This window comes from Brevundimonas sp. UBA7664 (assembly GCF_002483305.1).
Taxonomy (GTDB): domain Bacteria; phylum Pseudomonadota; class Alphaproteobacteria; order Caulobacterales; family Caulobacteraceae; genus Brevundimonas.
The window spans coordinates 1-9,316 of record NZ_DLHQ01000028.1 but is presented as its reverse complement, the minus strand read 5'-3'; the positions used below and the strand labels follow the sequence as shown (position 1 = coordinate 9,316).

The following is a 9,316-nucleotide window of genomic DNA, read 5'->3' as shown; positions in this document are numbered from 1 at the left end:
CCCGTTCGCCCGTCGCTGCCGATCATGGTCCGGCGGCCCACGAACCGGCCGCGCCGCTCCGCCCCGCCGCCCATGCCGCGCCGCCGACCGACGTTGGCGCCAGCGGCCTGCGCCCCGCCCTGTCGCCGGCCGCCACGGCGCCGCTGGACATGCAGCCGATCGACGCCGTGCCGGTGGTGGACACGCATGCGGAAGAGGCGGTATCCGCCTCGCATGGCTGACACCGCTCCGACGCCCACCGTTCTGCTCCCCGAGGCCGAGGTCCAGCGCATCGTCGCCGACCTGGCCGCGCAGATCGCCCCCGTCATCGACGACGAGACGGTGGCGGCGGTGCTGCTGACCGGCGGCCTGTGGTTCGCCGCCGACCTGACCCGCGCCCTGTCGCGCCTCGGCCGCAACGTCCGGTTCGACGCCCTGTGGCTGGCCTCGTATGGCGATGAGAAGGAAAGCCGGGGCCGGATCGACGTCTATGCAGATTTCCAGCGCTCCATCGACGGCCGCCGCGTCCTGATCATCGACGACGTCTTCGACACGGGGTTGTCGCTCGCCGAGGCCGTGCGCATCGCCAAGGAAAAGGGCGCGTCCGAAGTCCTCACCGTCGTCTTCGCCAAGAAGCCGTGGCCGTTGCCGCGCGCGCCGGAGCCGGACTTCGTCGGGTGGGACGCCCCGAACCGCTTCCTGGTCGGCTACGGACTGGATCATGCCGGGGCCTTGCGTGGCCTGCCCGACGTCTGCGCCCTGGACTAGAGCCAGTCGGCGCGGGGCTCCCGCTCCAGCATCTCATCATACGACGGTCGCGCCCTGACCACGGCCCACCGCTCGCCGTCCACCAGCACCTCCGGCGCCAGAGGCCGGCTGTTGTACTCGCTGGCCAGCACCGCCCCGTAAGCCCCCGCCCCCATAAAGGCCACCAGATCGCCGGCCTGCATCGGCGGCAGCAGCCGGTCGCGGGCGAAGACGTCGGTGGATTCGCAGATCGGGCCGACGAGGTCGTACAGCCGCGGCTCGCTCGCGCGCGGCCGCACCGGGACCAGATCGTGGAAGGCGTCGTACAGGGCCGGGCGCATCAGGTCGTTCATGCCCGCGTCCAGCACCAGGAACCGCCGCCCGTCGCCGCGCTCATTGACCTGGATGACCCGGCTCAGCAGCACGCCGGCGTTGGCGGCCAGCAACCGGCCGGGCTCGAACGCCGCCTCGACCTCCAGCCCGTCCAGCACCCGCGCGGCCATGGCGACATAGGCCTCGATCGACGGCAGGTCCGACTGGCCGTGATAGGGCACGCCCAGCCCGCCGCCGAGGTCGAGCCGCGACACTGACAAGCCGGCCGCGCGCAGCTCCAGCGTCATGGCCCGCAGCGCGCGGAACGCCGCCTCCAGCGGCTCCAGCGTGGTGATTTGGCTGCCGATGTGACAGGCCAGACCGACCGGGGTCACATGCGGCGACAGGCTGGCGCGGGCGTACAGCGCATGGGCCTCGTCAGCCGGCACGCCGAATTTGTCGGTCGCCCCGCCGGTGGTGATCTTCGCATGGCCGCCGGCTCCGACCGCCGGATTGACCCGGATGGCGATGTCGGGGGTCGCTACCGTTCGCGACGCGGTCGCTCGCTGCTTGAGCGACGACGAGATTTCGATCAGCCGGTCCAGCTCGACCGCGCTCTCGACATTGATCTGGCGCACGCCGGTCTCGATGGCGAAGGCCAGTTCGGCGTCGGTCTTGCCCACGCCCGAGAAGACGATGCGGTCCGCCGGGATGCCGGCCTTCAACGCCCGCCGGATCTCGCCCTCGGACACCGTGTCGGCCCCGCAGCCCAGCCGGGCCAGGGTGGCCAGCACCGACAGATTGGAATTGGCCTTCACGGCGAAGGCGATCAGGGCCTGACCGAGCGCTGCCGGATGGGCGGCGACGGCGTCGCGCAGCAGGCCGTAGTGCCGCGTCAGGGTCGCGGTCGAATAGACATAGGCGGGCGTGCCGACGGCGTCGGCGAGCGCCTTCAGCGGCACGCCCTCGGCCTGAAGCGCGCCGTCGATCCGGTCGAAATGGTGCAAGGGACGCCTAGCCGGGACTGGCGCCCGAACCGCCATAGGGGCTCGAGCTGGGGCCGCCGTCGATGGGCGCCTGGCTGGGCGGGCGATAGACGGTCGCGGGCTCGGGCAGGCTGGGCGCCCGCTCGTCGCGCATGCTGCGCTCGGTGCGTTTGGCCGGCGGAGCGTCGAGGTCGGCCATGCGGCCGCAACCGGCGGCGGAGACGGCGATCAGGGCGGCGACGCCCGCGAGAACGATCTTTTTCATCACAGACGCGTCTTCCACCCGGCGATGCGCGCGCGGACCTGTTCCGGCGCCGTGCCCCCGAAACTCTGGCGGCTGGCGCAGGAAGCCTCAGGGGTGAGCACCTTGTAAACCGCTTCCGTGACGCCCGCCTCAAGCGATTGCAGTTCGGCCAGCGGCAGTTGCGACAAATCCACGCCCAGGGCCTCGGCGCGCTTCACCGCCGCGCCCGTGACATGGTGCGCCTTGCGGAACGGCAGGTTGAGCTCGCGCACCAGCCAGTCGGCCAGATCGGTGGCGGTCGAAAAGCCCGAGCCGGCGGCGGCGCGCATCCGCTCCGTGTTCGGTTGCAGGGCCGAAACCATGGCCGTCATCGCCCCCAGCGCCAGGGTCAGGGCGTCGAACGCCTCGAACACCGGCGGCTTGTCCTCCTGCATGTCCTTGGAATAGGCCAGCGGCAGGCCCTTCATCACCGTCGACAGGGCGACCAGTGAGCCCATGATCCGGCCGGTCTTGGCGCGGACCAGTTCGGCGGCGTCGGGGTTGCGCTTCTGCGGCATGATCGAGCTGCCGGTGGTCAGGTCGTCAGGCAGGGTGACGAAGCCGAACTGCGGCGTCATCCAGAGGACGATCTCCTCGGCCAGCCGCGACAGGTGTCCGGCGCAGATCGAGGCGGCGGCGAGGCTTTCCAGCGCGAAATCGCGATCCGAGACGGCGTCCAGCGAATTGCCCATCGGCTGGTCGAAGCCCAGCTCGGCCGCGGTCATGTGGCGGTCGATGGGGAAGGGCGATCCGGCCAGGGCCGCGGCGCCCAGCGGGCTTTCGTTCATGCGGGCCCGGGCGTCGACGAACCGCCCCGCGTCGCGGCCGAACATCTCGACATAGGCCATCAGGTGATGGCCGAAGGTCACCGGCTGGGCCGGCTGCAGATGGGTGAAGCCGGGCATCAGGTCGCCGGCGTGCTCTTCGGCGCGAACCAGCAGGGCCGACTGCAGGCCCTTCAGCTGGTCGATGGCGGCGTCGCAGGCGGCGCGCACCCAAAGGCGGAAATCGGTCGCCACCTGGTCGTTGCGACTGCGCGCCGTGTGCAGCCGGCCCGAGGGCTCGCCGACCAGCTCGGCCAGCCGCGCCTCGACGTTCATGTGGATGTCTTCGAACTGGTCGCGGAACGGGAAGGTCCCGTCGAGGATCTCGGCCTCGATGGCGTCCAGCCCGCCCAGGATGGCCTCGGCGTCGGCGCCGGTGATGATCTTCTGGGCCGCCAGCATGCGGCAATGGGCGCGCGATCCGGCCAGATCCTGGGCCCACAGCCGCCGGTCCACCCCGATGGAGACGTTGATCGCCTGCATGATATCCGCCGGCCGCGCGCTGAAGCGCCCGCCCCACATGTCTTGACCTTCCGCGTTCGGAGAAGGCTTAACTGTCGCTGGCGACGGGGAAGGCTTGGTCATGAAGGGCTCGAAGGCGGCGGGAATAGCGATCGCGGGCGCGCTGGCGGTTGGCATGATCGCGGGCGCCGGGCTGCTATACGCCAATCGCGACGCCTTCTTCAAAGCCGCAACGCCCGAACCGGCGGCGAAAAGCGAGCTGGCCCGTTTCGCGACCGGGTCCCTGACCCGGCTTGAGACGCCCGAGTCCATCCCGATGGCCCCCGCCTATGTCTTCAAGACCCGCGACGGCGCCGACGCCACCTTCGCCCAGTTCCGCGGCAAGGTGGTGGTGGTCAACCTCTGGGCCATGTGGTGCGCGCCCTGCCGCACCGAGATGCCGACCCTGGCCCGCCTGGACGAGGCCTATCCCGACAGCGAGCTGCTGGTCCTGCCGATCAACGTCGACGCGACCGAGGACGGTCTGGCCGACGCGCGCAGCTTCATCGATGTGCACGAACCCCTGCCGCTCTACAGCGACATGAAATTCCAGCTGCCGTTCGAACTGCCGGGCGAGGGCAAGATGCCCCAGACCGTGATCCTCGACCGTCAGGGCCGCATCCGCGCGTCCTTCTCCGGCGAGGCCGACTGGGCCAGTCCCGAGGCGCGTGCGCTGATCGACGCGCTGCTGGCGGAGCCGGCCTGACCGCCTAGTTGGCGGGGACGCGCTCGTCCGTGGCCGGATCAACGGCGCCCGGCCGGCCCTCGGCGGCGGCTTCGGCCTGATTGTCTTCCAGCCGCGCCGCGACATTGCCCGCGCCTTCCTCGACCGCGCGCGCGGCCTTCATGGCGCCGGATTCGATGACCTCCCCGGCCTCGGCGGCGACCTCCCCAGCCTTGTCGGCGGCGACCTCCGCATCGGCTTCGGCCTCCTGCTGTTCGGCGGGCGTGCAGGCGGCGGCGCCCAACGCCAGGGCGGCGACGGCGGCGAGGGTGAGGGTCTGGATGCGCATGGATTATCCCCGATCAGCGTTGAACCTTGGCGGTTAACGCGGGGAAGGATGAGGAGTTGCGGCAATGGTGGCTGGAGGCGGGCTCGAACCGCCGACCTGTGGGTTATGAATCCACCGCTCTAACCAGCTGAGCTACCCAGCCCCGTTTGACGATCGCGTCGCTCGAGTCCCGGCGGGAACTGGTCTGTCCGCCGGAAGAGGCGTGCCTATATAGGCCGGAGGTGGCGGTTTCAAGCCGCCTTCACGCGGCTGTCCGGCCGGGGCGTTGCGTCGCACGCGGGTGACGCCGCCCGGAGGGAACGGCTAGGCTGGGGCGACCGTTCGTTCAGGGTCCGATTCAAGGGTTTCCCATGCGCCTGCTCGCTCTCGCCGTCTCCGTTTCGCTCGTCACTCTCGCCACGGCCTGCGGCGCCAACGGACAGGACGAGACCGTCCGTCCGGTCGGCGACCCGGTCGAGAGCCGCCGCGCCAATGGCGCCAACCAGCAGCCCGCCTTCGCCGGCCAGACCCGCGCGCCGGGCGTGCGCACCGAGGCGGCGCTGGCGCATACAGTCGTAGCCGCAGGGCTGGAGCATCCGTGGGGCTTGGCCCTGCTGCCGGACGGTCGCTGGCTGGTGACGGAGCGGCCCGGCCGCCTGCGCATCATATCCGCCGGTGGCGCGGTCGGAGAGCCGATCTCCGGCCTGCCCGCCGTCGACGCGCGCGGCCAGGGCGGGCTGCTGGATGTCGTGATCGGCCCGACCTTCGCCCGGGACCGGCTGATCTACTGGAGCTATGCCGAGGCGCGGGCCGGCGGCAACGCCACCTCGGTGGCGCGCGGTCGGCTGTCGGACGACGGGACCCAGGTCGAGGCCGTCCAGGTCATCTTCCGCGCCCTGCCGGTCTATGACGGCGACAAGCATTTCGGTTCGTCCCTCGCCTTCGACGGCGCGGGTCATCTGTTCATCACCCTGGGCGAGCGGTCGGACCGGCCGATGCGGCCTCAGGCGCAGGACCTCGGCTCGCACATGGGCAAGGTCATCCGCATCAACGCCGACGGGACCGTCCCCGCCGACAACCCCTTCGCCGGCCGCGCGGGCGCCCTGCCGGAGATCTGGTCCCTGGGCCACCGCAACATTCAGGGCGTGGCCGTCGCCCCCGACGGCGCGGTGTGGACCATCGAGCACGGCACGCGCGGCGGCGACGAGCTGAACCGGCCCGAAGCGGGCAAGAACTATGGCTGGCCGGTCATCGCCTATGGCGTCGAGTACAGCGGCGGGACGATCAACGAAGGGATCACCGCGCGCGAGGGCATGGAACAGCCGGTCTATTACTGGGACCCGGTCATCGCGCCGGGCGGGATGACTTTCTACGACGGCGCCATGTTCCCCGGCTGGCGCGGCAATCTGCTGGTCGCCGGCCTCAAGGAGAAACACATCGCCCGGCTGGTTCTGGACGGCGACCGCGTGGTCGGCGAGGAGCGGCTGCTGACCGGCCTCGGCGAACGGATCCGCGACGTCGCCGTAGCGGCAGACGGGGCAGTCTGGGCCATCACCGACGAGGCGGACGGCAAGCTGGTTCGGCTGGCGGCGGCGAACTGATCAGTCCCGCAGAAGCTCGTTCACGCCCGTCTTCGCCCGTGTCTGGGCGTCCACCCGCTTGACGATCACCGCGCAATAGAGCGACGGCCCGCCGTTTGGGTCGGGCAGGCTGCCCGGCACAACGACCGAATACGCCGGCACCTCGCCGCGGAAGACCTCGCCGGTGGCGCGGTCGATGATCTTGGTCGAGCCCGACAGATAGACGCCCATGGCCAGGACCGCGCCCTCGCGGACGATGACGCCCTCGGCCACCTCGGCGCGGGCGCCGATGAAACAGCCGTCCTCGATGATGGTCGGATTGGCCTGCAGGGGCTCGAGCACCCCGCCGATGCCGGCGCCGCCGGACAGATGCACGTTCTTGCCGATCTGGGCGCACGACCCGACCGTGGCCCAGGCGTCGACCATCGAGCCCTCGTCCACGAAGGCGCCGATGTTCACGAAGCTGGGCATCAGCACGACGTTGCGGCCGATGAAGGCGCCGCGCCGCACGATCGACCCGGGCACGGAGCGGAAGCCCGCCTCCTGGTAGTGGGCCGCGGTCCAGTCGCCGAATTTGTTGGGCACCTTGTCCCACCAGGGGCCGACGCCGGGCGCATGACTGGCGGGGCCGCGGTCGCCGCCCCGCGTGATCTCATTGTCATTGAGCCGGAACGACAGCAGCACCGCCTTCTTCAGCCACTGATGGGTGGTCCAGACGCCATCGGCGCCGCGCGAGGCGACCCGCGCCTGGCCTGAGTCCAGCAGCTCCAGCGCCTGTTCGACGCCCTTGCGGACCTCGCCGTGGGTGGCGGCCGAAATGCTCGCGCGGTCTTCCCACGCGGCTTCGACCACGGCTTCCAGATGGGTCAGATCGGTCATCAGGCGTCTCCGGGCAGGCGGGCGGTGGCGAGGAAGGGGCCGAGGGCGGCGGCCCGGTGGTCGGCGAAGGGCGTCTCGGCGTCATGGGCGTGCGGCCCGACCAGCACCGTGGTCATGCCGATCGCCCTGGCCGGCGGCAGATTGCGCACGGTGTCCTCGAAGAAGGCCGCCGTGGTCGGGTCGATGCCGAACCGCTCCGTCATGCGGGCGAAGGTGCGCGGATCGGGTTTGGGGATCAGATCGGCGTCCTCCAGCGAGAACAGGCCGTCGAACAGATCGGCGAGGTCCAGCTTCTCGACGACCCGTCGGGCATGGGCCATGGAGCCGTTGGTGAAGACGACGCGCGGCCCGTCCAGCCGCTCCAGCGCGGCGCGCAGGCCGGGGTCGGGCGTCAGCACGTCCAGCGGCACGTCATGCACCTCGGCGAGGAAGTCGTGCGGATCGATCCGGTGGTGCGCCATCAGCCCGGCCAGGGAAGTGCCGTAGTCGCGCAGATAGCCCTTCTGCACCACCAGCGCCTGGTCCGCGGGAAGGCCGGCCGTGCGCACGACATAGTCGTTGATGCGCTGCTGGATCAGTCCCATGAACCGGCTCTCGGGCGGGTACAGGGTGTCGTCCAGATCGAAGACCCAGCTGCGGACATGGCGCAGGTCGGCGCCGATCTCGGTCGCGCGGATCGGCTCCGCCGTCATCCGGCCTGCACCAGGGTGCCGGCGCCGTGTTCGGTGAACAGTTCGACCAGCATGGCGTGAGGGCGGCGGCCGTCCAGGATGACCACGGCCTCGACCCCGTCGCGCACCGCGGCCATGGCGGTCTGCAGCTTGGGGATCATGCCGCCGGTGGCGACGCCGTCCTCGATCAGTTTCGAGGCCTCGCCGACGGTCATCTGGCGGATGATCTCGCCGTCCGCGCCCCTGACCCCCGGTACGTCGGTCAACAGGAGCATGCGTTTGGCGCCCAGCGACCCGGCGATGGCGCCCGCGACGGTGTCGGCGTTGACGTTGAAGGTCTGGCCCTCCTCGGTCACACCGATGGGGGCGATCACCGGCACCCAGTCGGCATCGGACTCCAGCAGCCGCTTGATCAGCTTGGGATCGACCCGGGTCGGCTCGCCGACAAAGCCGAGGTCGACCTCGTGCTCGATCATGCTGTCGGGATCGCGCTTGGTGCGTTTGGTCTTTTCAACGGTCAGCAGGCCGGCGTCCTTGCCGGACAGGCCCACGCCGCGGACATCCGCCTCGCGGCCGGCCATGGTGATCCAGTGGGCGATCTCCTTGTTGACCGCGCCGGACAGGACCATCTCGGCCACCTGCATGGTATCGGCGTCCGTCACCCTCAGGCCGTCGACGAAGGCCGACCGGACCCCCGCCTTGTCCAGCATGGCGCTGATCTGCGGTCCGCCGCCATGGACCACGACCGGATTGACCCCCATCAGCTTCAGCAGCACCACATCGGCGGCGAACTGTTTGGCCACGGCGCTCTCGCCCATGGCGTGACCGCCGTATTTGATGACCACGGTCTTGCGGTCGTAGATCTGGATGTAGGGCAGGGCCTCGGCGAGCGTCTTCGCCGTGTCCCAGCCTCGCTCCTCGGATTGGCGTTCGGTCTCGTCCATGATGAGCAGGCTCCTAAAGGGAGGCCCGGGTCGTGTCATCATCAAACGGGCCCCTACGAAACCAGGATGGGCCGTGGCCGTTCAAGCCGGTATGAAAGAGCATGAGATCGACGACCGCGACCTGACACGGTCCCGCCCCATGGATCCGGCCTCGTTGCAGCAACCGGACCCTGTCCTGTGTCCCGAATGCCAAGGGGCCGGCGCGATCGCGACCGGCGAGACCTGCCCGGTCTGCGAGGGAACCGGCAAGGCCACAGGGCGAACCGGCGGTGGTTGAATCCCGCCGGACGCCCCATCGGCGCGGGTTCGAAATCGCCGTCTGCGTCGCCGGTTTCCCCGTACGGGCGATCCAGGAGGCCCGATATTCCCCTGAACCGGCTCCGGGATACCCCTGATGTAGCCTTGCGGCCACGCTCGACCGGGTTTGCATCGACGCTGTCTCGACCTTGGCCGGTGGGGCTGTTATGAGGACCCAGCGGCGGCGTGCGCCGTCACGAAATTCACTGGGCTGCGGAGGGCATCCACCCATGCGCGTTAAATCTTTCATCCTGGCCACCAGCGCCGTCGGGGCTCTCGCCCTGTCGGCCGGTGTCTCCAACGCCGAGCCGAACGGCTGGT

General features: G+C 70.2%; 10 protein-coding genes, 1 tRNA gene and 1 pseudogene. 4 read left to right on the top strand and 8 right to left on the bottom strand.

Translation table 11 applies throughout. The annotated features are described in order from the left end of the window. Both B2742_RS07885 and B2742_RS07880 read left to right on the top strand, forming a co-directional pair. Positions 1–221, top strand: a pseudogene (locus tag B2742_RS07885) (hypothetical protein); the annotation flags it as partial. Continuing rightward, the gene (locus tag B2742_RS07880) at positions 214–747 is read left to right on the top strand and encodes a phosphoribosyltransferase (protein WP_292064819.1); all 534 of its coding nucleotides are present in this window, start codon (positions 214–216) and stop codon (positions 745–747) included. The pseudogene B2742_RS07885 and the gene B2742_RS07880, both read left to right, overlap by 8 nt. Here B2742_RS07880 and lysA read toward each other — a convergent pair. Genes lysA through argH form a run of 3 tightly spaced genes read right to left on the bottom strand, consistent with a single transcriptional unit; the run spans position 744 to position 3,653 of the window. Next, positions 744–2,045 (bottom strand): diaminopimelate decarboxylase, encoded by a 1,302-nt coding sequence (lysA, locus tag B2742_RS07875; protein WP_292064816.1) that lies wholly within the window; start codon positions 2,043–2,045, stop codon positions 744–746. The genes B2742_RS07880 and lysA overlap by 4 nt on opposite strands. Before the next feature lie 7 nt (positions 2,046–2,052). After that, a complete protein-coding gene (locus B2742_RS07870) occupies positions 2,053–2,289 on the bottom strand; it encodes a hypothetical protein (RefSeq protein WP_292064812.1) in 237 nt (78 codons plus the stop codon). Then, entirely contained in the window at positions 2,289–3,653 is a 1,365-nt protein-coding gene (gene argH, locus B2742_RS07865; RefSeq protein WP_292064811.1) for an argininosuccinate lyase, read from the bottom strand. Before argH ends, B2742_RS07870 begins: the two co-directional genes overlap by 1 nt. Positions 3,654–3,714: 61 nt before the next feature. On the opposite strand from argH, the gene B2742_RS07860 reads away from it, so the two are divergent. Beyond that, a complete protein-coding gene (locus B2742_RS07860; RefSeq protein ID WP_292064809.1) occupies positions 3,715–4,338 on the top strand; it encodes a TlpA family protein disulfide reductase in 624 nt (207 codons plus the stop codon). A 4-nt stretch (positions 4,339–4,342) separates the two neighbouring features. On the opposite strand, the gene B2742_RS07855 is transcribed toward B2742_RS07860, so the two are convergent. Both B2742_RS07855 and B2742_RS07850 read right to left on the bottom strand, forming a co-directional pair. Beyond that, the gene (locus B2742_RS07855; protein ID WP_292064807.1) at positions 4,343–4,645 is read right to left on the bottom strand and encodes a hypothetical protein; all 303 of its coding nucleotides are present in this window, start codon (positions 4,643–4,645) and stop codon (positions 4,343–4,345) included. A 65-nt stretch (positions 4,646–4,710) separates the two neighbouring features. Beyond that, a tRNA-Met gene (locus B2742_RS07850) sits at positions 4,711–4,787 on the bottom strand. Positions 4,788–4,995: 208 nt separating this feature from the next. Between B2742_RS07850 and B2742_RS07845 the strand changes: the two genes are divergently transcribed. After that, positions 4,996–6,225: a PQQ-dependent sugar dehydrogenase gene (locus tag B2742_RS07845; RefSeq protein WP_292064805.1), complete on the top strand. Its 1,230-nt coding sequence runs from the start codon at positions 4,996–4,998 to the stop codon at positions 6,223–6,225. On the opposite strand, the gene dapD is transcribed toward B2742_RS07845, so the two are convergent. Genes dapD through argB form a run of 3 tightly spaced genes read right to left on the bottom strand, consistent with a single transcriptional unit; the run spans position 6,226 to position 8,698 of the window. Beyond that, a complete protein-coding gene (gene dapD, locus B2742_RS07840) occupies positions 6,226–7,083 on the bottom strand; it encodes a 2,3,4,5-tetrahydropyridine-2,6-dicarboxylate N-succinyltransferase (protein ID WP_292064803.1) in 858 nt (285 codons plus the stop codon). It abuts the gene before it with no gap. Next, the gene (locus tag B2742_RS07835) at positions 7,083–7,775 is read right to left on the bottom strand and encodes a pyrimidine 5'-nucleotidase (RefSeq protein WP_292064801.1); all 693 of its coding nucleotides are present in this window, start codon (positions 7,773–7,775) and stop codon (positions 7,083–7,085) included. Before B2742_RS07835 ends, dapD begins: the two co-directional genes overlap by 1 nt. Continuing rightward, positions 7,772–8,698 (bottom strand): acetylglutamate kinase, encoded by a 927-nt coding sequence (gene argB / locus B2742_RS07830; protein WP_292064798.1) that lies wholly within the window; start codon positions 8,696–8,698, stop codon positions 7,772–7,774. Before argB ends, B2742_RS07835 begins: the two co-directional genes overlap by 4 nt. Between the last annotated feature and the right edge of the window lie 618 nt (positions 8,699–9,316).

Bases quoted from the DNA above. Each gene is read 5' to 3' on its own strand.
- argB (WP_292064798.1), bottom strand. From the start codon at position 8,698: ATGGACGAGACCGAACGCCAATCCGAGGAGCGAGGCTGGGACACGGCG.
- B2742_RS07845 (WP_292064805.1), top strand. From the start codon at position 4,996: ATGCGCCTGCTCGCTCTCGCCGTCTCCGTTTCGCTCGTCACTCTCGCC.
- dapD (WP_292064803.1), bottom strand. From the start codon at position 7,083: ATGACCGATCTGACCCATCTGGAAGCCGTGGTCGAAGCCGCGTGGGAA.
- B2742_RS07855 (WP_292064807.1), bottom strand. From the start codon at position 4,645: ATGCGCATCCAGACCCTCACCCTCGCCGCCGTCGCCGCCCTGGCGTTG.
- B2742_RS07870 (WP_292064812.1), bottom strand. From the start codon at position 2,289: ATGAAAAAGATCGTTCTCGCGGGCGTCGCCGCCCTGATCGCCGTCTCC.
- argH (WP_292064811.1), bottom strand. From the start codon at position 3,653: ATGTGGGGCGGGCGCTTCAGCGCGCGGCCGGCGGATATCATGCAGGCG.
- B2742_RS07860 (WP_292064809.1), top strand. From the start codon at position 3,715: ATGAAGGGCTCGAAGGCGGCGGGAATAGCGATCGCGGGCGCGCTGGCG.
- B2742_RS07835 (WP_292064801.1), bottom strand. From the start codon at position 7,775: ATGACGGCGGAGCCGATCCGCGCGACCGAGATCGGCGCCGACCTGCGC.
- B2742_RS07880 (WP_292064819.1), top strand. From the start codon at position 214: ATGGCTGACACCGCTCCGACGCCCACCGTTCTGCTCCCCGAGGCCGAG.